The 23,350-nt window shown below is 74.0% G+C and carries 19 protein-coding genes; 11 read left to right on the top strand and 8 right to left on the bottom strand.

Features of this window, described 5'->3' with window-relative positions; genetic code table 11:
- Window positions 1-67 precede the first annotated feature (67 nt).
- The 4 genes from ACGFZN_RS07450 to ACGFZN_RS07435 all read left to right on the top strand — a co-directional run bounded on the left by ACGFZN_RS07450 (window position 68) and on the right by ACGFZN_RS07435 (window position 3,983).
- Entirely contained in the window at window positions 68-805 is a 738-nt protein-coding gene (locus ACGFZN_RS07450) for a lysophospholipid acyltransferase family protein (protein ID WP_393857691.1), read from the top strand.
- A 172-nt stretch (window positions 806-977) separates the two neighbouring features.
- Entirely contained in the window at window positions 978-2,156 is a 1,179-nt protein-coding gene (gene macS, locus ACGFZN_RS07445) for a MacS family sensor histidine kinase (protein WP_393857690.1), read from the top strand.
- A complete protein-coding gene (locus ACGFZN_RS07440) occupies window positions 2,153-2,830 on the top strand; it encodes a response regulator (RefSeq protein ID WP_393857523.1) in 678 nt (225 codons plus the stop codon). The genes macS and ACGFZN_RS07440 overlap by 4 nt, the downstream gene beginning before the upstream one ends.
- A gap of 124 nt (window positions 2,831-2,954) precedes the next feature.
- Entirely contained in the window at window positions 2,955-3,983 is a 1,029-nt protein-coding gene (locus ACGFZN_RS07435; RefSeq protein ID WP_393857522.1) for a 6-phosphofructokinase, read from the top strand.
- A 47-nt stretch (window positions 3,984-4,030) separates the two neighbouring features.
- Here the strand turns inward: ACGFZN_RS07435 and ACGFZN_RS07430 are convergent, their stop codons facing one another.
- Together ACGFZN_RS07430 and ACGFZN_RS07425 are read right to left on the bottom strand one after the other, a co-directional pair.
- Window positions 4,031-5,893: an anthranilate synthase family protein gene (locus ACGFZN_RS07430; protein ID WP_393857521.1), complete on the bottom strand. Its 1,863-nt coding sequence runs from the start codon at window positions 5,891-5,893 to the stop codon at window positions 4,031-4,033.
- 90 nt (window positions 5,894-5,983) lie between these two features.
- Window positions 5,984-6,040, bottom strand: coding sequence for a trp operon leader peptide (locus ACGFZN_RS07425; RefSeq protein WP_115913573.1), 57 nt, complete (start codon window positions 6,038-6,040; stop codon window positions 5,984-5,986).
- Window positions 6,041-6,147: 107 nt separating this feature from the next.
- On the opposite strand from ACGFZN_RS07425, the gene ACGFZN_RS07420 reads away from it, so the two are divergent.
- Window positions 6,148-7,500: a class II 3-deoxy-7-phosphoheptulonate synthase gene (locus ACGFZN_RS07420; RefSeq protein WP_393857520.1), complete on the top strand. Its 1,353-nt coding sequence runs from the start codon at window positions 6,148-6,150 to the stop codon at window positions 7,498-7,500.
- A gap of 159 nt (window positions 7,501-7,659) precedes the next feature.
- Window positions 7,660-7,884, top strand: coding sequence for a bacterioferritin-associated ferredoxin (locus ACGFZN_RS07415; RefSeq protein WP_393857519.1), 225 nt, complete (start codon window positions 7,660-7,662; stop codon window positions 7,882-7,884).
- A gap of 18 nt (window positions 7,885-7,902) precedes the next feature.
- On the opposite strand, the gene bfr is transcribed toward ACGFZN_RS07415, so the two are convergent.
- Window positions 7,903-8,400: a bacterioferritin gene (gene bfr, locus ACGFZN_RS07410; protein WP_393857518.1), complete on the bottom strand. Its 498-nt coding sequence runs from the start codon at window positions 8,398-8,400 to the stop codon at window positions 7,903-7,905.
- A 184-nt stretch (window positions 8,401-8,584) separates the two neighbouring features.
- On the opposite strand from bfr, the gene ACGFZN_RS07405 reads away from it, so the two are divergent.
- Window positions 8,585-9,217, top strand: a complete 633-nt coding sequence (locus tag ACGFZN_RS07405) for a sulfite oxidase-like oxidoreductase (RefSeq protein ID WP_393857517.1) — start codon at window positions 8,585-8,587, stop codon at window positions 9,215-9,217.
- A gap of 50 nt (window positions 9,218-9,267) precedes the next feature.
- Here ACGFZN_RS07405 and ACGFZN_RS07400 read toward each other — a convergent pair whose 3' ends face one another.
- Window positions 9,268-10,164 (bottom strand): deoxyribonuclease IV, encoded by an 897-nt coding sequence (locus tag ACGFZN_RS07400; RefSeq protein WP_393857516.1) that lies wholly within the window; start codon window positions 10,162-10,164, stop codon window positions 9,268-9,270.
- A gap of 92 nt (window positions 10,165-10,256) precedes the next feature.
- On the opposite strand from ACGFZN_RS07400, the gene ACGFZN_RS07395 reads away from it, so the two are divergent.
- The 4 genes from ACGFZN_RS07395 to ACGFZN_RS07380 all read left to right on the top strand — a co-directional run bounded on the left by ACGFZN_RS07395 (window position 10,257) and on the right by ACGFZN_RS07380 (window position 13,830).
- Complete coding sequence (locus ACGFZN_RS07395) at window positions 10,257-10,577, top strand: CU044_2847 family protein (protein WP_393857515.1); 321 nt, start codon at window positions 10,257-10,259, stop codon at window positions 10,575-10,577.
- Between the two features lie 157 nt (window positions 10,578-10,734).
- On the top strand, window positions 10,735-10,905 hold the full coding sequence (gene fxsA / locus ACGFZN_RS07390) for an FxSxx-COOH cyclophane-containing RiPP peptide (RefSeq protein WP_393857514.1): 171 nt from the start codon (window positions 10,735-10,737) through the stop codon (window positions 10,903-10,905).
- Window positions 10,906-10,912: 7 nt separating this feature from the next.
- Window positions 10,913-12,070, top strand: coding sequence for an FxsB family cyclophane-forming radical SAM/SPASM peptide maturase (locus tag ACGFZN_RS07385; protein ID WP_393857513.1), 1,158 nt, complete (start codon window positions 10,913-10,915; stop codon window positions 12,068-12,070).
- On the top strand, window positions 12,067-13,830 hold the full coding sequence (locus tag ACGFZN_RS07380) for an aKG-HExxH-type peptide beta-hydroxylase (protein ID WP_393857512.1): 1,764 nt from the start codon (window positions 12,067-12,069) through the stop codon (window positions 13,828-13,830). The genes ACGFZN_RS07385 and ACGFZN_RS07380 overlap by 4 nt, the downstream gene beginning before the upstream one ends.
- A 32-nt stretch (window positions 13,831-13,862) precedes the next feature.
- Here ACGFZN_RS07380 and fxsT read toward each other — a convergent pair whose 3' ends face one another.
- The 4 genes from fxsT to pknB form a co-directional block, all read right to left on the bottom strand.
- A complete protein-coding gene (gene fxsT / locus ACGFZN_RS07375; RefSeq protein WP_393857511.1) occupies window positions 13,863-18,260 on the bottom strand; it encodes an FxSxx-COOH system tetratricopeptide repeat protein in 4,398 nt (1,465 codons plus the stop codon).
- On the bottom strand, window positions 18,260-19,279 hold the full coding sequence (locus ACGFZN_RS07370; protein WP_393857510.1) for an AAA family ATPase: 1,020 nt from the start codon (window positions 19,277-19,279) through the stop codon (window positions 18,260-18,262). The genes fxsT and ACGFZN_RS07370 overlap by 1 nt, the downstream gene beginning before the upstream one ends.
- Entirely contained in the window at window positions 19,276-21,216 is a 1,941-nt protein-coding gene (locus ACGFZN_RS07365) for a hypothetical protein (RefSeq protein ID WP_393857689.1), read from the bottom strand. Before ACGFZN_RS07365 ends, ACGFZN_RS07370 begins: the two co-directional genes overlap by 4 nt.
- 154 nt (window positions 21,217-21,370) lie before the next feature.
- On the bottom strand, window positions 21,371-23,287 hold the full coding sequence (gene pknB, locus ACGFZN_RS07360; protein WP_393857509.1) for a Stk1 family PASTA domain-containing Ser/Thr kinase: 1,917 nt from the start codon (window positions 23,285-23,287) through the stop codon (window positions 21,371-21,373).
- Window positions 23,288-23,350 lie beyond the last annotated feature (63 nt).

Here is a 23,350-nt window from a genome sequence, read left to right as displayed (position 1 = left end):
GTCGTCGGGTGCTTTGACGGTCCCGCGGGTTAAGGTCTGTTCGACGGAAACAGGAGGCACGCGGGTGTTGTACGGCACGATGAAGGTCGCCATCGGGGGGCCGCTGAAGGTCGCCTTCAGACCCTGGGTGGAAGGCCTGGAGAACATCCCGGCCGAGGGCCCCGCCATACTGGCGAGCAATCACCTGTCCTTCTCGGACTCCTTCTTCCTGCCCGCGGTCCTGGACCGCAAGGTCACCTTCATCGCCAAGGCGGAGTACTTCACGACGCCCGGCGTGAAGGGCCGGCTGACCGCCGCGTTCTTCAAGGGCGTCGGACAGCTCCCGGTGGACCGCTCCGGGGCGCGCGGCGCCGGCGAGGCGGCGGTCAGGAGCGGCATCGAGGTGCTGGAGCGCGGCGAGCTGTTCGGCATCTACCCCGAGGGCACCCGCTCGCCCGACGGCCGCCTCTACCGGGGCAAGCTCGGCGGCCTCGCGCGCGTGGCCCTCGCCACCGGCGCTCCGGTCATCCCGGTGGCGATGATCGACACCGAGAAGATCCAGCCGCCCGGCAAGGTGGTGCCGAAGCTGATGCGGCCCGGCATCCGCATCGGCAGGCCGCTGGACTTCAGCCGCTACCACGGCATGGAGCACGACCGCTTCGTCCTGCGCGCCCTGACCGACGAGGTCATGTACGAGATCATGAAGCTCTCCGGTCAGGAGTACGTCGACATGTACGCGACAGCCGCCAAGCGGCAGATCGCGGAGGCGGCGAAGGCGGCCAAGGAGGCCGAGAAGAAGGACGCCGGGAAGAAGGCAGAGGACTAGCGAGGCCCCGCAGCAGGGGCCGGGGGCGGGGGACATGGCCGAGCGCGAGCACGACGCGGCCGCGGGGCGCGTCGACGGCGCCGGGACGGGCACGCGCGCGCCCGACGGACCGGGCGAGGCCGGCGGCTCGGCGCCCCGCGGCGCGGGAGCCGGGCGGCGGCCCGCGCTGCGGATGTCGGTCGAGCTGCCGCTGTGGCGCGCGCTCACCGGCTACCGCGTGCTGACGATGGTGTACGCCATCGGCCTGTGCGCCGGCGCGTACTCCGACTTCGTACGGCCCTGGATCGCCGTCGCCTACTACGCCGTCCTGGTGGTGTGGACCCTCGCCACCCTGCCCCGGGTGCGGAACGCGGCGAGCTGCACCAAGGGCTTCCTCGCCGCCGACCTGGCCGTCGCGCTCGCCGGCGTCCTGCTCACCCCGCTCGCCGACAACCACGAGCGGATCGCCGGCGGCGGCCCCACCCTGCCGTCGATATGGACCGCCGGCTCGGTGCTGGCCTTCGCCCTCAAGGGCGGCTGGCGCTGGGCGGCCGTAGCCTCCACCGGCGTGGCCGCCGCCAACCTCGTCGAGCGCGGGCACCCCGCCCGGGACACCGTGCACAACGTGATCCTCGTCTGGGTGGCCTCGATCGCCATCGGCTACGTCGTGGAGGTCGCCCGCGCCTCCGAGCGCACCCTCGCCCGTGCCCTGGAGATCGAGGCCGCGACCCGGGAGCGGGAGCGGCTGGCCCGGGACATCCACGACGGGGTGCTCCAGGTGCTGGCGATGGTGCAGCGGCGCGGCGCGGTCATCGGCGGCGAGGCGGCGGAGCTGGGCCGGCTCGCCGGGGAGCAGGAGGTGGCGCTGCGCACCCTCGTCTCCGGCGGCCTGGCGCCGCTCTCCCCGGTGGCGCGGGACGCCGCCGGGGCCGCCGTCCCCGCCGCCGGGGAACCGGGCGGTGACGGACCGGTCGACCTGCGCGCGCTGCTGGCCCCCTACGCGTGCGCCCGGGTGAGTCTGGCCGAGCCCGGGGCGCCGGTCGAGCTGCCCGGGCCGGCCGCGCGGGAGCTGGCCGCCGCGGTCGGCGCCGCCCTGGACAACGTGCGCAGGCACGCGGGGGACGGGGCTCGCGCCTGGATCCTGGTCGAGGACGAGCCGGACGGGATCGTGGTGACCGTCCGGGACGACGGCCCGGGCATCCCCGAGGGCCGGCTCGCCCAGGCCGAGGGGGAGGGCCGGCTGGGTGTGGCCCAGTCGATCCGGGGGCGGCTGCGCGACCTGGGCGGCAGCGCCGCACTCGTCTCCGTGCCCGGACAGGGCACGGAAGTGGAACTGAAAGTACCGAAGAACGTGAAGGCGGGGCGTCGATGAGCGAGCAGCGGGACCCGATCAAGGTCATGGTGGTGGACGACCACCCCATGTGGCGCGACGCGGTCGCCCGGGACCTGACCGAGTCCGGCTTCCATGTGGTCGCGACGGCCGGCGACGGCGAGCAGGCGGTCCGCCGCGCCAGGGCCGCCGCCCCCGACGTCCTGGTGCTGGACCTCAACCTCCCGGCAAAGCCCGGGGTCCAGGTGTGCAAGGAACTGGTCGGCCACAACCCGGCGTTGCGTGTCCTCGTCCTGTCCGCGAGCGGCGAACACGCCGACGTGCTGGAGGCGGTGAAGTCCGGCGCGACCGGCTATCTGCTGAAGTCGGCCTCCACCGAGGAACTGCTGGACGCCGTGCGCCGGACCGCCGTGGGCGACCCGGTGTTCACGCCGGGCCTCGCCGGACTCGTCCTCGGCGAGTACCGCAGGCTCGCCGCCGAGCCGGCGCCCGCGCCCGACACGGACGCACCCGGCGCGCCCCGGCTGACCGACCGGGAGACGGAGGTGCTGCGGCTGGTCGCCAAGGGCCTGAGCTACAAGCAGATCGCCGAACGCCTGGTCATCTCGCACCGCACGGTCCAGAACCACGTGCAGAACACCCTCGGCAAACTCCAGCTGCACAACAGGGTCGAGCTGGTGCGGTACGCCATCGAGCGCGGCCTCGACGAGGAGTAGCCCCGGCCCGCTCCGGCCCGGCCGGAGGCAATGCCCCGAAATCACCCGTCCCGCCCCTCCCGGTGTGACCTGAATCACCATACGGTGACTCTCTGTCAGGGAACCGCGGTGAAGGGACATTTCCATGCGGGTCGGAGTACTGACCGGAGGCGGCGACTGCCCCGGGCTCAACGCCGTCATCCGGGCCATCGTCCGCAAGGGCGTGCAGGAGTACGGCTATGACTTCGTCGGCTTCCGGGACGGCTGGCGGGGTCCTCTCGAAGGCGCCACCGTCCGTCTCGACATCCCCGCGGTGCGCGGCATCCTGCCCCGCGGCGGCACCATCCTGGGCTCCTCGCGCACCAATCCCCTCAAGGAGGAGAACGGCATCCGCCGGATCAAGGACAACCTGGCCAAGCTGGACGTCGAGGCCCTGGTCGCCATCGGCGGCGAGGACACCCTCGGCGTCGCCGCCCGGCTGTCCGACGAGTACGGGGTGCCCTGCGTCGGCGTGCCCAAGACGATCGACAACGACCTGTCCGCCACCGACTACACCTTCGGCTTCGACACCGCCGTCAACATCGCCACCGAGGCCATCGACCGCCTGCACACCACCGCCGAGTCCCACATGCGGGTGCTGGTGGTGGAGGTGATGGGCCGTCACGCCGGCTGGATCGCCCTGCACTCGGGCCTGGCCGGCGGCGCCAACGTCATCCTCATCCCCGAGCAGCGCTTCGACGTCGAGCAGGTCTGCGCCTGGGTCACCTCCCGCTTCCGGGCGTCGTACGCGCCCATCGTGGTCGTCGCCGAGGGCGCCATGCCGAAGGACGGCGACATGGTGCTCAAGGACGGGTCGCTCGACTCCTTCGGGCACGTGCGGCTCTCCGGGGTCGGCGAGTGGCTGGCCAAGGAGATCGAGAGCCGCACCGGCAAGGAGGCCCGCACCACGGTCCTCGGCCATGTCCAGCGCGGCGGCACGCCCAGCGCCTTCGACCGCTGGCTGGCCACCCGGTTCGGCCTGCACGCCGTCGACTGCGTCCACGACGGCGACTTCGGCAGGATGGTCGCCCTGCGCGGCACCGACATCGTCCGCGTCCCCCTCGCCGAGGCGACGGCCAGGCTGAAGACGGTGGACCCGAAGCTGTACGCGGAGGTCGGGGTGTTCTTCGGCTGACCGCCCGGACCGGGCCCGGGGACCCCGCTGTCCCCGGGCCCGTCCGCTCACCGCGCCGTGCTCGCCCCGCGCAGCCGGCCGATCAGCTCCCGCACCACGGCCGCCCCGTTCAGGCTGAGGACCGACTCCGGGTGGAACTGCACGCCCGCGAAGCCGGGCCCGCGCAGCGCGTGCACCTCGCCGTTCGCGGCCCGGCTCACCTCGATGCCGTGCGCGGCCAGCTCCCGTGCCGCCTCGTCGTCGCACCGGGCCACGAAGCTGTTGTAGAAGCCGACGGTCTCCCTCCGGCCGAACAGGCCGATCTCCGTCTGGGCGCCCTGGTACGGCACCTCCTTGCGGACGATCTCCAGGCCCAGCTCCGCCGCGATCAGCTCGTGGCCGAGGCAGACGCCGAGCACCCCGTGCCCGTGCTCCCGGATCACCGTGGCGGTCAGCTCCCGCAGGATCCGCATCTTCGGGTCGGCGAGGTCGGCCGGGTCGCCCGGTCCGGGGCCCAGCACCACCGGTCCCGCGTGCGCGAGCACCGCCGCCCGCAGCCCCGGCTCGTCGTACCCCCGTACCGTCACCTCCAGGCCGCCCGAGCGCAGCACGTGCGCCAGCATCGCGGTGAAGGTGTCCTCGCCGTCGACGACCAGGGCGTGCCCCGCCCCGGCCGCGGAGGGCTCCTGCATCCGCAGCCAGAACGGCGCCAGCGCCGAGCGGCGCCCGTCCAGCGCGGCCCGCACCCGCGGGTCGTCGGCCAGCCGGGGCCGCTCCCGCTCCGCGCGCGGCCGGGACGGCCGTACCCCGAGTGCCGCCAGCACGCCCGCCGCCTTCGCGTGGGTCTCCGCGACCTCGCCCGCCGGGTCCGAGCCGCGCACCAGCGTGGCGCCGACCGGGACGCGCAGCCGGCCCCGCGCCGAGATGTCGGCGGTGCGGATCAGGATGGGGGAGTCCAGGGTCTGCGCCCCGCCGGAGTCACGGCCGAGCAGGGCGAGGGCGCCCGCGTAGTACCCGCGGCCGCCGACCTCGTGCCGCTCGATGACCCGGCAGGCGTTCTGCACGGGCGAGCCGGTGACGGTGGCGGCGAACATCGTCTCGCGCAGCACGTCCCTGACGTCGAGGGAGGACTTCCCGCGCAGCTCGTACTCGGTGTGCGCGAGGTGCGCCATCTCCTTCAGGCGCGGCCCGACGACCACCCCGCCCATGTCGCCGACGGTGCACATCATCTTCAGTTCCTCGTCGACGACCATCGACAGCTCCTCGATCTCCTTGCCGTCGGCGAGGAAATCGAGGAGGTGCTCGGGGGTCGGGCCCTCGGCGGGATAGCGGTAGGTCCCGCTGATCGGGTTCATGACGACCGTCCCGCCGGACATCCGCACGTGCACCTCGGGACTGGCCCCGACCAGCGTCCGGTCCCCGGTGTGCACGACGAACGTCCAGTACGCGCCCCGCTCGCCCTCCAGCAGCCGGCGGAACAGGGCGAGCGCGTCGGCCCGGCCGAACCCCGGGATCCCGCCCTCGTACGTCCGCCGGATCACGAAGTTCGCGCCCTCGCCCCGGCCGATCTCCTCGCGGAGCACCCGGCCGACGATCTCGGCGTATTCCTCGTCACCGACGTCGAAGCCGCCGCCCTCCACCCGTACGTCGTGACCGGGCAGCTGCCCCAGCGCCTGGTCCAGCGGGATCTCGTACGACTCCTCGGGCGTCAGCGCCAGCAGCGGGGTGCCGTCGTCGCGGACGTCGAAGCCGCGCTCGCGGATCTGCCGGAACGGCACCAGCGCGAGGCACTCGTCGGGCAGGTCGGCGAGCCGGTCGCGGCGGCTCACCGGGCCGGTCAGCACCTCCACGGTGTCCGCGTCGCGGCCCGGGGTGCGGCGGCGGAGCAGGGCGAAGGGGCGGTCGTCGTGCAGCAGCTGTGCCAGGTCCATGGTTCCTCTTCCGTCGATGGGGAGGAACGGCCCCGGACACGCCGAAGGCCGCCCCTCGGGCGGCCTTCGCGAAGTCTTGCGTACGCGCGATTAGTGGGCCGCCGGATGAGCGGTCCACCACCAGTTCTGGATCGACAGCGCGAACATGGCAGGAACCCTACCGCACGGGCCCCCTCGTCCACAGGACAACCCTCGCGTCTCACCCTTCGAGCCAGAAGATGGGGCACGCGACACGACCCCGTAATGTTTACGAGGTGACCGTGAACGCTAAGACCAGCCCCGGCGCTGGCAACACCTGGCGAAACCTGCCCGCGGCGCAGCAGCCCGAGTACCCCGACCCCGAGGCTCTGCGCGCAGTGATCGCGGACCTCGAGTCGTATCCGCCGCTCGTCTTCGCGGGCGAGTGCGACCAGCTGCGCGCCCGGATGGCGGCCGTCGCCAAGGGAGAGGCGTTCCTCCTCCAGGGCGGCGACTGCGCCGAGGCCTTCGACGCGGTGTCCGCCGACCACATCCGCAACAAGCTGAAGACACTGCTCCAGATGGGCGCCGTCCTCACCTACGCGGCCTCCGTGCCCGTGGTGAAGGTCGGCCGGATCGCCGGGCAGTACTCCAAGCCCCGCTCCAAGCCGACCGAGACCCGCGACGGCGTGACGCTCCCGGTGTACCGGGGCGACTCCGTCAACGGCTTCGAGTTCACGCCCGAGTCCCGCATCCCGGACCCCGAGCGGCTGAAGCGCATGTACAACGCCTCGGCGTCCACGCTGAACCTGGTGCGCGCCTTCACCACCGGCGGTTACGCCGACCTGCGCCAGGTGCACGCCTGGAACCAGGACTTCGTGAAGACCTCGCCGTCGGGCCAGCGCTACGAGCAGCTCGCCCGCGAGATCGACAACGCGCTGAACTTCATGCGGGCCTGCGGCGCCGAGCCGGAGGAGTTCAAGACCGTCGAGTTCTTCTCCTCGCACGAGGCGCTGCTGCTGGACTACGAGTCCGCCCTGACCCGGGTCGACTCGCGCACCGGCAGGCTGTACGACGTCTCCGCGCACATGGTGTGGATCGGCGAGCGCACCCGCCAGCTGGACGGCGCGCACATCGAGTTCGCCTCGCAGATCCGCAACCCGCTCGGCATCAAGCTCGGCCCGACGACGACGGCCGAGGAGGCGCTGCAGTACATCGACCGCCTCGACCCCGAGCGGGAACCGGGCCGGCTGACCTTCATCGTCCGGATGGGCGCCGACAAGATCCGCGACCGGCTGCCCGAGCTGGTGGAGAAGGTCACGGCGTCCGGCGCGACGGTGGCCTGGGTGACCGACCCGATGCACGGCAACACCTTCGAGGCGGCCTCCGGGCACAAGACCCGCCGCTTCGACGACGTGCTCGACGAGGTCAAGGGCTTCTTCGAGGTCCACAAGGCGCTCGGCACCCACCCGGGCGGCATCCACGTGGAGCTGACCGGCGACGACGTCACCGAGTGCGTGGGCGGCGGCGACGAGATCTTCGTCGACGATCTGCACCAGCGTTACGAGACGGCCTGCGACCCGCGGCTGAACCGCAGCCAGTCGCTGGACCTCGCGTTCCTCGTCGCGGAGATGTACCGGGACCAGTGAGCGGCCGGTGAGCCCGGCGTAGGACGTAAGGGGCGCGGATCACACCGGATCCGCGCCCCTGCCTCTTTTGCGCGTCCCCACCGGATGGGTAAGGTTAGGTTTGCCTCACCGAGATACGGGATGGCAGTCATACAGCGATCCCGTCGGGAGGTGTGCCGCGTGTACGTCTGCAGCTGCTTCGGCATCACCGAGGCCCAGGTCCGGCAGCACGCGGAGAACGGTGCCTGCACCCCCCGCCAGATAGCCTCCGCCTGCAAGGCGGGCACGGACTGCGGCGGCTGCGTACGGCGCATCCAGGCCCTCCTCGGCCGGGGCGCCTGCCCCCGCCGGGAGCTGATCGAGCGGCACGCCCCGGCGCTGGAGCGGCTGGACGAGGCGGCCTAGCGGCCGGTGCCCGGCCGCTCAGTGTGCGGAGGAGGAGTCGGGCTGGCTCTGCTCGATCACGGTCGAGAGGTAGAGCGACTCGCCCAGCTTGTCCAGGAGCTCCAGCTGGGTGTCCAGGTAGTCGATGTGGTGCTCCTCGTCGGCGAGGATCGCCTCGAAGACGTTCGCCGAGGTGATGTCGTCCTTCTCGCGCATCAGCCGGACGCCGCGGCGCAGCCGGTCGATGGCCTCGACCTCGATCTGCCGGTCGGCCTGGAACATCTCGGTCACCGTCTGCCCGACCCGGACGTGGAAGAGCCGCTGGTAGTTCGGCAGGCCGTCGAGCAGCAGGATGCGGTCGGTGAGGATCTCCGCGTGCCGCATCTCGTCGAAGGACTCGGCCCGGGTGTACCTGGCCAGCTTCGACCACCCCTTGTGATCCTGGAGCTTGGCGTGCAGGAAGTACTGGTTGATCGCGGTCAGCTCGGCGGTCAGCTGCTCGTTGAGCAGTTCGATGATCTCGGGGTCGCCCTGCATCGCAATGGACTCCTTCCAGGTAAGCCGGACCCGGCCGATAGCGCCGCATGATGGCACCGGCGATGAAGATCGTCCAGTAAGTGCGCACTTAGTAACTAAGTCATGAGTTGCTGGCCCTTGCTCGCCCTTGTCCGGTTTAAGGGGGTGGTCAAGGGCACTGCCCGGGGTCTGTCAGGATGGATACATGGGTCATCCGGTGGAGCGAGCGGCGGGAGCGACGGCAGGGTCCGAGCTTCCGCCGGGTCAGCGGCTCCAGCGCGGCTGGCCGGTCACGCACTACGGGCCCGTGCCGAAGTTCCGCCCCGAGCGCTGGGAGTTCCGGGTCTTCGGCGCCACCGCCGACGGTGACAAGCACGTCTGGAACCACGAGGAGTTCACGGCCCTGCCGTACACCACCGTGGTGGCCGATCTGCACTGCGTGACGAAGTTCAGCATGGTCGGCGCGGAGTGGGGCGGCATCCCGGCCGCGGTGATCCTGGACCTGGCCCCGCCGGCGCCGGACGTCACCCATGTGATGGTCTGGGCGGAGTACGGCTTCAGCTCCAACCTCCGCCTGTCGGACTTCGCCTCCGACCGCACCCTCTTCGCCACCCACAAGGACGGCGAGCTCCTCACCGCCGAGCACGGCTTCCCGGTCCGCCTGATCGTGCCGCACCTGTACGCCTGGAAGGGCCCCAAGTGGGTCCGCGGAGTGGAGTACATGACCGCCGACCGCCGCGGCTTCTGGGAGGAACGCGGCTACCACAACATCGGCGACCCGTGGAAGGAACAGCGGTACTCCTACCAGGAGGAACCGGGGGAGGGCCCCGAGCTGTGAGCCGGGCCGTCAGCCGGTCCGGAGCGGTGGGCCGGCCCTGACCCGGGCCGTCAGCCGTCCCTGAGCTTCTTCAGCCGCTCCACGTCCGCCGCGTGCCCCTCCTTGCCGCCGGGCGTCTCGATGACCAGGGGAACGCCCTGCGTCGCCGGGTGGGTCATCAGCGCCCGGAACGGGTCCTCGCCGATGTGGCCGGCGCCGATGTTCTCGTGCCGGTCCTTGTGCGCGCCGGCCACGTCCTTCGAGTCGTTGGCGTGGATCAGCTTCAGCCGGCCCTCGCCGACCGTGTCCACCAGCAGGTCGAGGGTCTGGTGCATGCCGCTCGGCCCGGTCAGGTCGTGGCCGGCGGCGAACACGTGGCAGGTGTCCAGGCACACCCCGAGCTTCGGATGCGCGTCCAGGGCATCGAAGTACGGGCCGAAGTCCCAGGTGCGCGAGCACAGCGAGGCCCCCTGCCCGGCCGTCGACTCCAGCAGCAGAAACGGGTCGTCGTCGTGGGTCAGCTCGTCCAGCAGCGGCAGCAGCCGCTCCCGCACCTGCTTCAGGGCCACCTCCCTGCTCCGCCCGCCCGTCGCGCTCCCGGTGTGCACGACCACGCCGAGCGCGCCGATCTCCCGCCCGCGCCGCAGCGAGTGCCGCAGCGACTCCACCGACCGCTCCACGGTCGCCTCGGTGTGCGAGCCGAAGTTGATCAGGTAGGGGGCGTGGACGTACGCCGGGAGCGACTCCTCGGCGCAGGCCGCCCGGAACGCCTCGTCCTGCCGGGGGCTGCCCGCGGGGGTGGCCCAGCCGCGCGGGTTGGCCACGAAGACCTGCACGGCCTCCGCCTTCAGCGCACGGGCGTAGGGGAGCCCCACCGCGTGCAGACCGCCGGCGACGGGCACATGGGCGCCGACGGGGTTGCGGGCGGCGGCGGGGGCCGGGAGGGAGGGGGAGGATGGTGAGGTCATGACCCACCCAGCATGCCAGGACGTGTGGGGACGGCCCCGATCAGGGTACGACTGCACCAGCGCGCCCGTGCGGGCGCCAGGGGAGGGTGCACATGGGGGACGTCGTCAGCTTCTCGCTCCCGGACGGCGGCAGGGTCCTCGTCGAACCGGTCGACGAGGACGTCTACGGCCTGGAGGAGATCTCGGTCAACGGCGGCACGGTCGTCAGACGGGCCCAGGAGGGCCTCGGGGAGGCGCTCGACGGCATCCGGCGGATGGCGGCGGAGGCGCACGCCCGGATCACCTCGCTCGCGGTCGCCCCGCGCCGCCTTGAACTGGAGTTCGGAGTGAAGCTCAGCGGGGAGACCGGAGCGGTCCTGGCCAAGGCGACCGGTGAGGCGCACCTGGTCGTCCGGGCCGTGTGGGAGAACTAGCGGGCCCGGCGCGGCCGCGCCGGGGTGTCCGGATCCGTCGCAGCGTGCGTACGGCCTTCTCCCGCAGCCGGGGGGGGACGCCTACCATGCCCAAGTGGCGCGGACGCCGCGGTGCGGGCCGTATGCCGGATGTCCCGGAGACGGAAGGGGCACAGGCATGGAAGAGACGACGGGGGTCGAGTGCGACCTGCCCGACGTCGCCGCGTTCACCGTCGACGAACTGCGCGCGCTGCCGGGCTCGGTGCTCGCGGCGGCCCTGGAGCGGCTCCGGGCGGAGGCGGCGGAGTCCGGCGAGGACGCGTACAACAGCTGGCAGTCGAGCCCCTGACGGGCCGATGGCAGACGTCGAGGCGCTGTACGAACACGGCTGGCGGCCCGTCCCGCTGCGCCAGTTCGTCGTCAAGATACGCAGCCGGTGCAATCTGGCCTGCGACTACTGCATCATCTACGAGCACGCCGACCGCACCTGGCGCCGTCAGCCCGCCGCCATGAGCCCGCAGACGGTGCGGCAGACGGCGCGGCGCATCGCCGAGCACGCGGCGCGGCACGGGCTGCGGCAGGTCCGGATCGTGCTGCACGGAGGCGAGCCGCTGCTGGCCGGACCGATGGGTATCGGCCGAATTGCGGGCACCCTGCGCGCGATCGTCGAAGAGGCGGGCGCCGAGGCCGACTTCACCGTCCAGACCAACGGCACGCTGCTCGGCCCCCGCATGCTGGACGCCCTGGCCGCACACCGGGTGCGGGTCGGGGTCAGCGTGGACGGGGACCGGCAGGCGCACGACGCGCACCGCCGCACCCGGTCCGGCGCCGGTTCCTACGACCGGGTGACGGCCGGACTGCACCGCCTGTCCACGCAGTACCCGCACCTGTACGCCGGGCTGCTGTGCACCGTCGACCCCGCCCGGGACCCCGTGACCGTCTACGAGTCGCTGCTGCCGACCCGTCCCCCGCTGATCGACTTCCTGCTGCCGCACGCCCACTGGGGCGCCCGCCCGCCCGCACCGTCCGGCGCCTACGGCACCTGGCTCGCGGCCGTCTTCGACCGCTGGGCCGGAGCGCCGCGCAAGGAGACCTCGGTGCGCCTGCTGGACGAACTGCTGCACGGCGTGCTCGGCGGCCGCAGCCGGCTGGACTGGGTCGGCGTCACCCGCTCGGTGTCCGCCTTCGTCGAGGCCGACGGCGGCATCCACCAGAACGACGCCCTGCGCACCGGCTACGACGGCGCCTCCGCCACCGGCCTGGACGTCTACCGCCACTCCTTCGACGACGTCCTGCGGCACCCCGGCTTCGCCGCCCGGCAGGCCGGCCTGCGGGTCCTCGCCGGGCAGTGCCTCGACTGCGCCGAACTGTCCGTGTGCGGCGGCGGCGAATACGGCCACCGCTACGGCCCGGGCGGCGGATACCGGCGGCCGAGCGTCTACTGCGCCGACCTGCTGCTGCTCATCCGGCACATCCGGCGCTGGGTGGCCCGCTGCGCGGAGCGGCCGGGGTGATCGCCACGCACGTCATCCCGGACCCCGTCTTCGACGCGCTCGCCGCCGGCGAGGGCGGCCCGGAGGCCGTACGGCTGCTGCGCCAGGCCCGCCGCAGCCGCAACCTCCTGCTGCTGCGGCGGATCCTGGACGGCCCCTGCGGGCCGGCCGCCGCGCCGGCGGCCGACCTGCTCGCCCGGGTGGAACGCGCCGACCCCGCCGCGGCCCGCGGCGTGATCGACGCCTCCTCGTTCGGCACCTGGGCCGCGCGCGCGGCGGGCGACTGCCCGGCCCACCGGCACGGCGGGTGCGGCGCGCGGGACCTCGCCGCCCTCGCCGCGGTCGCCGCCGTACGCGCCGGGACCGGCGCCGAGATCGCGGTACCGGTGCACGAGGGCACCCTGTATCTGCCCGGCCTGGGCACGGCCACCCGGCTCGGCCCCGCAGGCGAGGCGCTGGTGGTGGTCACCGACCGCCGCGAGGCGCACCCCGGCGCGGACGGCGCGCGGTCCCCGGGCCACGGCTGCCGGGTGGAGATCCGGCTGCCGGGCGAGGTACGGCCGCTGCCGCGCGACCCGGGCCGGGAGGGGCACGACTGGCAGCCCGTGGCCTTCCTGGAGGCCCGGCACCGGGGGCTGGCGCTGCGGCTCCCGCTGGAGACCGCGGACCCCCGGCTGCCCTCCCTCGACACGGCCAGCGCCCGGCCCGCCGCCTGGCAGGAACTGCTGCGCTCTGCCTGGCGGCTCCTGGTCGACAGCCACCCTGGGCGCGCCGAGGAGCTCGCGGCCGGACTGGGCGCCATCGTCCCGCTGCCCGCACCCGCCCGCGGGGTCACCTCCGCGACCTCACGGCACGCCTTCGGCACCGTCCTCGCCTCCTGGCCCGCCGACCCCGACCGGCTGGCGCTGACCCTGCTGCACGAGTTCCAGCACAGCAAGCTCAGCGCGCTCGCCGACCTGGTCACCCTGCACGAGCCGGACGGACGTGCCCGCCTGTACGCGCCCTGGCGGCCGGACCCGCGCCCGCCCGCCGGACTGCTCCAGGGCATCTACGCCCACCTCGGGGACCTGTCGTTCTGGCAGCAGCGCAGCGCCGGGCGGACCGCACCCGAACGCACCGACGCGGTGTGGCGGCTGGCGCTGACCCGGGCCCAGGCGGAGCGGGGCGTGACCGAGGCGGCGAGCCGGCTCAGACTCACCCGGCTCGGCGCCCGGTTCCTCGACCGGGCCGCGCAGACCGTGCGGGCCGTCCGTCTGGATCCCGGGCCCGCCCGGGTGGCCGCACGCGTGGAGGCCGGCACGGAGGCGGTCTGGCGGCTGCGCTGGGCCGTGCCCGACGGAACCGCCGTCAAGCAGCTGGCCGAGCAGTGGCGCGCCGGGCTGCCGGCCGGACCGCTGCCGCCCGGCGACATCCGGCCCGCCGCCGGCCCCGTGGCCGGGCCGGGCGCCGAGTTCGGCCGCTGGGCGGCCCGGCAGCGCGGCGCCCACCGGGCACCGCCCGCCCGCCAGACCGCCGAAGCGGTCGCCGCCGGCCCCGACCGGCTGGAACGCTGGGCCGCGCTGGCGGCCGCCGCAGCGGAGGAACGGCTCCCGGGCGCGGCCGTGCTGCGCCGCCGCACGGAACTCGTCCGGGACCTGCACCACGAACTCGCCGCCACCGCGGGGACTCACCCCCCGGACCCCCTGGTCCTCGCGGCCTGGCTGGCCGGGGGCCCGGCGGCGGCCACCGGCGCCGGGCCGGCCACCGGCGAACCCCGGGACACCGGATGGTCCGCCGGCTGAGGTGAGAACCCGGCCCGCCCGCGCGGCCCGGGTCAGAAGACCGGGGTCTCGATGTCGCAGAACGCGCGCTCGCCGCGGGAGAAGACCTCGGCCACCGGGTAGGCGGGGCCGAGCGTCCGGGCGAACCGGGTCAGGACGTCGGCGAGGAGCGTGTCGGCCTCCTCCTCGCGGCCCAGTGACCGCAGGTCGTGCACGAGGTTGCCGCCGCACACCAGCGTGACCGGATGGTCGGGACCGAGGGTGTCGCGCAGTGCGTCCAGATGGCGGGTGTTCGCCCGCATCGCCTCCTCGAAGCGGCCCGCCGAGTGCAGGTCGTTGGCGAGGTTCACCCCGCAGCGCAGCGTGCAGTTGTGCCCCGGGCCGAACCGGCGCTCCAGCTTCTCGTAGGCGGACAGGTTCAGCGACAGCGCACGCTCGTGCTCGCCGAGCGCCCGCAGGATCACGGCGTGATTGGTCTCCGTCATCGGCAGATAGGGGTGGTCCGCGCCGAAGAGCTGCTCGTACCCGTTCACGGTCAGCGCGGCCAGCCGCTCCGACTCCTCCAGTTCACCGCGCAGCAGCAGGTCGACGGCGTGGTTGCCGATCGCGGCCAGGGCGTTGAGGTCCCCCTCGCCGTACCGGGCCCGGCAGCGTTCCACCGTACGGCCGGAGCGCTCGTACGCCTCGTCGTAGGCGCCCATCGCCCGCAGCGAGACGGCGAGGTTCTTGGCCACGTCCAGGGTGTACGGGTGCTCGCGGCCCTGCCGGTCGCGCAGCTTCGGGTACAGGGCGCGCAGCGACTCCGTGGAGCCGTGGTAGTCGCCCAGCTCCCGCTGGTCGCGGGCGTAGTTCGCGGCCACCACCAGGGTCAGCGGGTCGTCCGGGCCGAAGATCCGCACCCGCCGCTCGTAGGTCTCCGCGTCCAGCTCCAGCGCCTCCTGGAACCGGCCCAGCAGCCGCAGGTCGAGCGCGCGGTTGGCCGCGGACATCAGGGCCAGCGGATGGTCCGGCCCGAAGCCGGTGATCAGCCGCTCCAGCGTGTCCGCGTCCCGCTCCGCCGCCGCCTCGAAGTCGCCCAGCACCCGCAGGTCGGCGGCGTTGCTGTTGGCGATCGCCAGGGTCTCCTCGTGGTCCTCGCCGTACACCCGGCGGGTGCGTTCGAGCAGCTCGGCGTTGAGCCGCCGGGCCTCGTGGAACTGCCCGAAGCTGCGGATCAGGTTGCCGTAGGCGCGGGTGATGCGCATCGTCTGCGGATGGTCCTCGCCGAGCCGCTCGCGCCACTCCCCGCGCGCGAACTCGGCGAGCTGGGCGCCGCCGGTGTAGTCGCCGTGCTGGTAGAGATAGCGGACCTCGTTGATCACCAGGTCGCGGACGTCCCGCTGCTCGCACTCCACCGCCCGGGTGGGCCGGATGTGCGGGCGCAGCTCGGCGTACCGCCGCCAGTTGGCGTCGTCCTCCGGCTCCTTGGGGTCGGCCGCAGCCAGCAGGACGTGGGTGAGGTGGTAGGTGTCCTCCTGCTCCTGCGGGGACATCTGGTTGAACAGCACCGCCTGCACCAGCCGGTGCATCTGCAGGCTGTTGCTGCGGTGGTCGATGCGGGCCAGCGCCAGCCGGCCGATCTCCCGGGTGACCAGGCCCAGTTCCACCGGGTCGCGCAGCGCCTCGGCGAGCGGGGACGGCAGCGGGGCGAAGGCGGCGCTGCGCAGCACCGCCCAGCTGATCGGCTCCGGCGCCATGCACGAGCACAGCCGCAGCAACTGCACGGCGGCCGGGCTGCGTTCGGCCAGCCGCTCCATCGCCAGGTTCCAGGTCGCCACCACGGAGTGCGGATAGCCGGACGGCACCGAGCTGTCCAGCAGCCGTCCCGCGTGCTCGCGCAGCAGCTGGAGGTACTCGTCCACCGACATCGCCGTCTCCGCGTGCCAGGCGCCCGCCTGCTCCACGGCGAGCGGGAGGTCGCCCAGCGCCTCGGCCAGCCGCGCGGCGTCCTGCGGGGGCATGCCCGGCACCCGGCGCTGCAGGAAGCGCACCGACTCCGCCCGGGAGAACACGTCCACCGCGATGGGGTGGGCGTGCCCCGCCCAGCTCTGGTTGCGCGAGGTGACCAGGATGTGGCCCTCGCCGGAGGGGAAGTACTCCTCCAGGTCCTCGGGCCGGTCGGCGTTGTCGAAGACCAGGAGCCATCTGCGGAACGGCGTACCCCGGCGCAGACTGTCCAGGACCAGCGGCAGCGCCTCGTCGCCGCTGGGGGCCGCGTCCAGGCCCAGGTGCGGGGCGAGCGCGGCGATGGAGGAGCGGACCAGCGCCGGGTCCTCGGCGTTGATCCACCAGATCAGCTGGTACTGGGACTGATAGCGGTAGATGTACTCCACGGCCAGCTGCGTCTTGCCGACTCCGCCCAGACCGAAGAACGCCTGCGGCACGATGGCGGCGCGGCGGTCGGCCAGCCGGTCGTGCAACTGCGTGATCAGTTCGTCCCGGCCGGTGAAGATGTGGTTCCGCGGCGGAATGCGCCGGCCCCACACCTGCGGGACGCTCTCCTCGAACCGCACCGGCCGGGTGTTCGTCGGCAGGGGAGCGGTGCCCGGCCCCCCGGGACGCGAAGGGCCGTCGACGCCGGCCAGGCGAGACGCGGACTCGGCCACGGATGATTCCCTTTCCGCTGATGGCCGGGGGGTCTGTGCCGCCCGGCCGGGTTCGACCGGGTGGGGACGGCCGGCCCCCGCTTCGGCAGTGCTGTCCAAGGATGTGGTGTCGGTCACGTCGTAATCGTAAGACTGCGCAGCGTCACCGCGACCCGCCGGGCGCTGCTGCCGGGAGATGAGTCCGCGCAGCTCGCGCGCCCGGGCGGCGAAGCTGCCGCCCAGCGCGTCGGCCACCGCCGCGTCGACCTTCGCGAAGGGCAGGCTCTCCGCGCTGATGCGGGAGGGCAGCCGCGCGGACGGATCGGCCAGCGTGGCGTCGAACCGGTACGGCGCCGACGAGTGCTCGGCCAGGTAGTCCGAGACGGCCGTGAGGACCCGGCGGCTCTCCTGCCGGTGCAGGGAGCCGAGCAGCAGCGAGCGCACGTCCTGCGGGAAGTCGAACTCCGTCTGCTCCGCCGGGCGCCGCCGGTCGCCGGGCACCGGGTGCAGCAGTCCCGACAGGAACACCTCCGCGAGGTGGGACGGCGTCGTCCGGGGCGCCATGACCTGCTGGACCAGGCGCATCACCGGCAGGAACAGCGGGGCGGCGGCCAGGTATCCGGCCAGCTCGAAGGCCTGGGGCGAGGCCTGCGCGCGGAAGGCGAGCACCCGGTCCAGCGGGGACAGCCGCTCCTCGGCCGGCCGCGGCGGCGCCGTCCGGGCCGGCGCCGGGCGCGCCGCGTCGCCGGCCACCACGGCGTACCCCTGGAACGGCGAGGACTCCGGCCGGGCGACCAGACGGGCCCACATCTGCAGGGCGGCGGGCGCGAGTTCCACCACCGGCACCAGTACCCCGGGGACACCGGTCCCGGCGTGCAGATCGGCGTTGGGGGCGCCGGGGCGGGAGGCGTGCAGGATGACGGGGACCGGGCGCAGCGCGGTGCGGTGCCACAGCCGCCGGTCGAGCGGCTGCACCAGCGCCGTCGGCCGGCCGCGCGCCCAGCGGGCCAGCAGCCGCAGCGCCGCGCCGGAGGCCCAGCCGGGACCGATGCCGTCGCTGAGGACCAGGACGGCGCCGCGCGGCGAGTGGTACGAGGGCGGACCGTGCCCGGCGCGGCGGCGCGGCCCGTCCCCGGACCAGGGAGGCGCCGTGGTGCGCACCGCGAGGGTGCCGTCCGCCAGGTGCTCCAGCCAGCGCACGGTGATCGAGCGGAAGGCCCCCACCCGGCGCAGCACCGTGCGCAACTCGCCGACCGCGCTGTCCCACAGCACCATGGACTCGCCGGTGTCGACCACCAGCACCAGATCGAGCCAGGGCTCCTCCTCCGGGACCAGCACCGGCTCCCAGACGTCGGTCTGCGCCGCGCGTCCGGCGGTGGCCTCCTCGTCCATCCGGTGCCGCACCGCGGACGGCGCCCGGCGCCTGAGCGGCCGCAGCGCCCGCCCCAGTTCGGCCGGCCGCGCCAGCGGCCGCACCCCGGGCGAGCGCACCGGCAGTGCCGGCACGGCCGTCGCGGCGTCGCCGGCCGGCGCGCGGAAATCCCGGGCGTGCAGCTCGGGTCCCCGCGTGCGCGGGGCCGGGATGTCCGCGCGCACCGCACCGTCCGGCCGCGCCTCGTCCGGCTCCTCGTCGCCCGGGGTGTCGCGCCGGCGCCTCGGCGGATCCGGCTCCAGCTGGCCCGTGAGCCCGGTCAGCGGATGCGGCCTGCGGACGGCCGGGCCGGCCTGCGCCGCGTCCTCGGCGTGCGCCAACCGCGCCGCGAGCCAGAGGACTTCGGCGATCTCCCGCGCGTCCGGAGTGGGGCGCTCCGGTGTTTCGTACGCCATCAGGGCCCCGTCTCGAGATGCCGCCACAGCGTGCGCAGCAGATCCTCCCACTGCTCGCGGTCCTCGTCCGCACCCGCGCGCGCCAACTGGATGGCGCTCAGCAGCTGGTCCACGGCCACGTTGCCGTTGCCCTGCTCCACGAGGAACGCCTCCACCAGCGGGCGCGCCTGCGCGAGCGCCTCCTCGCCCAGATGCGCGGCGACGATGGCGGCGAGCCGCTCGGGGCCCGGAGGCTCGATGTCGTACCGCAGGCAGCGCCGGGCGAACGCGGCGGGGAACTCCCGCTCCTCGTTGGAGGTGATGACCACGAAGGGGAAGGCCCAGCAGGAGATCTGGCCGTCCGTCACCCGGGCCTCGCCGCCGTCCGCCGTCCGCACGGACACGGTGCGCTGTTCCGGGGGCAGCCGCAGCAGCTCCTCGATCGCGAAGCGCCCCTCCTCCAGCACGGTCAGAAGGTCGTTCGGCAGGTCGATGTCGCTCTTGTCCAGCTCGTCGACGAGCAGGACGCGCGGCCTGCGGCGCGGCAGCAGCGCCGTGCCCAGCGGCCCGAGCCGCAGGAAGCGGCCGATGTCGCCGGTGCCCTCGCCCGTGTCCACCCCGGCCCGCTTCAGGTTCGCCTCGTGCAGCCGGCCGATCGCGTCGTAGGCGTACAGCCCGTCCCGCAGGGTGGTGCGGGAGGTCACCGGCCAGTGCAGGACGGGGCCGAGCCCCAGCTCGTAGGCGACGGCGTGGGCCAGCGTCGACTTGCCGGTGCCCGGGCGGCCCGTCAGCAGCAGCGGACGGCGCAGCAGCAGCGCCGCGTTGACCACGTCGACCAGTCCCCGGTCCACCTGGAAGACCCGGCCCCGCCGGGCGTCGGCGGGCTCGGGGGCGAGGGGTTCCTCCTTCTCGGGGGGCGTGCCCTGCTGGATCGGCCGCCAGCCCGGAGGGTCGGGGAGCCGTTCGATCGCGTTGTGCGGGACGCCGTTGCCGCGGTACAGCCACCACCCGGGTGTCTGCGGACTTCCGGTCTCGGTCACGAGGGGTCACCTCCGGGGGCGGGTACGGGTGCGGCCAGGGGGGTCTGTGGGGGCAGCCGGTCGAACGGGTCCCAGAGGAAGCCCAGGCGCAGCCCGCCGGCGATGCGCGGCCCGCCGCCCGCGGGCACCGGCGACCACTCGCCGCGCCGGGCCCGCAGCACGGCCTCGGGCAGGCCCCGCACGCCGGTCGAGCGCAGCCGGTCCGGCAGCTCCCGGGTGACGCGCGCCCCGTCCTGCTCGTCGTGCGCCCACACCAGCGCGGGGATCCCGGCGTCCAGGGCGGCGTCGAACTCCGGGTCGGGCGTGCGCTTCCGGGAGGCCCGCGGCGGGAAGCCGAGCACCAGCGCCAGCGGCCCGTCCTCGGGGTACAGGGCGGAGAACAGCACTTCGTACGACGCCGTGTCCTGGCTCCGGGCGGGCAACACATCGACCACCCGCTCCCCGGAGAGTTCGGACATCGCCCTCATCCTGTCCCACTTCCGGGACCAGTTATGCCCCCATCCGAGCCAAACCGATTCGTTCTGGCGCTCGAGGCTGCGCACGGCGACCGGGTGCACCACCCCCAGGCGCACCTCCGCGCCGCTGGGCGTGCTGATCGGGAGCGAGTCGACGGGTCGGCCGAGCAGTTCGCGGGGCAGCACGAACTCCACGAACAGATCGGGGGAGTCGATGGCCTTCGCCCGGCGCATCCGGATGATCTCTTTCCTGATCAGGCGCTCGACGTCGGCCATCCGCAGGGCCTCGGTGTACTGCTGCACGGCCTCGCGCGGCGAGCCCTCGTGCTCCTGGAAGACGTCGAGCAGATAGTGCCGGGACGGCGAGGCCGGCGTGATGCGGAACGTGGCGTACGTCCACCGGGCGCCGGCCCGCGCCGGACGCGAGCGCCGCTGCAGCAGCGGGCCCGGATCGACCACCGGCACGCAGTGTCCGGCCCGGCCGCGCACCCAGCGGGCCAGTTCCTGCCCGCGGGTGCCCGGGACCCGCTGGGACAGCGCGGCGACGAACGCCAGCAGGGGCGGCACCGGGCGGCCCGCCTGGGCGATCTGCTGCAGATCGTGCACGATCCCGAGGATGTCCTCGGGCGCGCCCTGCCAGGGGCGGCGCACCGGCCCGAGCGCCTCGTCGCGCAGCCCCACCAGACCCGGCAGCGGCACCGCGCCGTCCAGCAGCAGGCGGTAGAGGTCGTCCATGGCCTCCGCGTCGAACGGGCCGTCGTCCAGCGGCATCCGGTGCGGGCCGGCGTCCGGCTCGGCGCCGGGCGGGTCCGGGGGCAGCTCCCCGGACAGCGCCAGCGCGGCGCGCAGCGGGGGCCAGGCCCGCGCCAGCCGCGCCAGGGGGATCATCCACGTCACCCCCGCGTCCGGCGCCTTGTCCCGCAGCACGGCCAGCCCCGTCACCCGGGAGGTCGCCACGTCCTTCACGCCGCAGCCGCTGTACCCCTTGCCGACCCTGCGGCCGGTGTCGGGCGCGTCGTTCAGCTGGATCAGCGCCGCGTCGGGCCCTCCGGGGCCGGCCATGAGGCAGTCCGCCCACACGCCGTGCGGCTGCCCCTGCGGATAGCCGTACACCTGCATCCGCCGCTTGGCACTGTAGGAGCCCGCGGACAGATGGCCGTGCGAGGCGGGTAACCGGTCCGCGACCAGGGACAGATCGCCGTGCAGGGTCAGCACCGAGAAGTCCTCGTGGGAGTGCCCGCCGGCGTAGTGGTGCCCGCCGCCGGGGGAGCCGCGCAGCCGCACGCCGTTGCCCAGGCCGATCGTCACGGTGGCGCCCGGGTCGTCGTGCCACTGCCGGCCGAGGGCGCTCGTCACCACGTGCGCGCAGGTCAGCACGTACCGCGGCGGCATGACGACACCGCCGCCCACGGGGGTGCCCGTGGGCCCGAGGATGCTCACCTGCCAGACGTCGGTTGCGGTCAGCTCCGCGACCGGTTCCACCCCCAAGAGACCTCTCCCCCCGTCTGCCCCGGCACCGGACACGCGCCTGCGGAGCCGCCATAGTAGCGGCCTGGCAGGGGGTGGAAGCAGGGGGCAACGGGCCGTCGGCGGCGGGCAGTTGCCCCTGCCGCCGAGCAGCCCGCGGGCGCCCTGGTCAGCGGATGGTGATCGTGATGGTGGAGCCCTTGGGGGCCTTGTCGCCGGCCCGCACCGACTGCTTCTTCACGGTGTCGCCGAACAGGCCGAGCAGCCCGCGGTCCTCGTCCACCTTGAAGCCCGCGCCCTCCAGCGCCTTGTGGGCGTCGTCGACGCTGTCGCCGGTCACGTCCGGCACCTCGACCATCACCGGGCCCTTGGACAGCGTCAGCGTCACCGTGTCGCCGCGGGCGGCCTGGCTGCCGTCGCCCGGACTCTGCCGGGCCACCTTGCCCTTGTCGTACTCCGAGTTGACCTGTCCGGACGCGATCCGCACCTTCAGTCCGGCGTCCGTCAGCTCCTGCCGGGCGTCGGCGGGGTCGTCGCCGGTGACGTCCGGCACGTCGACCGGGCTGCCCTTGCTGACGGTCAGCGCGATCGCCGAGCCGGCGTGCCGCCTGGTCCCGGCCTGCGGGGTCGTGGCGATCACCGAGCCGGCGGGCACGTCCTCGCTGAACTGACGGGTGACCATGCCCGGCTCCAGGCCGTCCGACTTCAGCCGCGCCCGCGCCTCGGCCAGCGTGCGGCCCTCGACGTCCGGCACGTTCACCGTCTCCGGGCCCAGCGAGATGGTCAGCGTCACCTGGTCGTGGTCACGGATGCGGGCGCCCGGCGCCGGGTCGGTGCCGATGATCGTGCCCCGGGCCACGGTGTCGTTGTACTCCCGCTTGACCTGCCCGACCTCCAGACCGGACGACTCCAGCCGGGCACGGGCCTGCGCCTCGGTCTTGGCCAGCAGCGGCGGGACCTTCGTGAACTGGCCGGAGTTGATGTACCAAATCCCGGCGGCGGCGCCGAGCAGCACCAGCAGGGCGGCGACGACCGTCAGCACCAGCCGCCCGGACCTGCGCGGCGGCACCGGGGGCGCCTGCAGCCGGCTGGTGTGCCGCACGCCGTCCGCGTCCGGCTCCTCGTCGCCGACCGGCAGCGGCCGGGGCACGGTCAGGGAGCGCGGTATCACGCTCGTGCGGTCGCCGGCGTTGTCGTGCTCCGCCGTGACCGCCTGCGGCGGCATCGCGTCCAGCTGCGCGTCGCTCAGGCCCCGGCGCGCCTCGAGGGCCCGGGCGAGCAGTGCCACGGCGTCCTGCGGCCGGATCTCCGGGCTGCGCGCGGTCGCCGACGCGACCAGCTCGTCCAGGTCGTACGGCAGCCCCGGCACCAGCGCCGAGGGCGGCGGCACGTCCTCGTGGACGTGCTTGTAGAGCACCTGCGCGGCGGAGTCCCCCGCGTGCGGTCTGGCGCCGGTCAGCATCTCGTACAGCACGACACCGCACGCGTACACGTCGACGCGCGCGTCGGCGCCGCCCTGCTCGATCTGCTCCGGGGCGAGGTACGACACGGTGCCGAGGACGGCGCCGGTCGTGCCGGTCTGGGTGTCCACGGACCGCACGAGCCCGAAGTCGGCGACCTTGACCCGGCCGTCGTCGCCTATCAGCACGTTCTCCGGCTTCATGTCCCGGTGCACGAACCCGGCCCGGTGCGCCGCCCCGAGCGCGGCGAGGACGGGTTCGAGGATGTCGAGCGCCGCGCGCGGCTGCAGCGCCCCCCGCTCGCGCAGCACGTCCCGCAGGGTGCACCCGGCGACGTACTCCATCGCCAGGTACACGTACGACCCGTCGGTGCCCTGGTCGAAGACCTGCACCACGTTCGGGTGGGCCAGCCGGGCCACCGACTTCGCCTCCCGGATGAACCGCTCCACGAACGATCCGTCCGCCGCGAGCGCCGGGTGCATCACCTTCAACGCGAGCACACGGTCCAGACGGGTGTCCAGGGCCCGGTAGACCGTGGCCATCCCGCCGACGGCGATCCGCGCGTCGACGCGATAACGGCCGTCGAGCACCTGCCCGACGAGGGGGTCCTGAAGGGTCGTATCCACGACAGGGGAGTCTACGAGGAGCGACCGACAACGCCGCACGGTGCGCCGGTGCCGGTGACGGAA

Source organism: Streptomyces sp. NPDC048192, assembly GCF_043202415.1.
Classification (GTDB): domain Bacteria; phylum Actinomycetota; class Actinomycetes; order Streptomycetales; family Streptomycetaceae; genus Streptomyces.
Note: the sequence above shows the minus strand (reverse complement) of the source record. Positions and strands in the feature narration are given on the sequence as shown.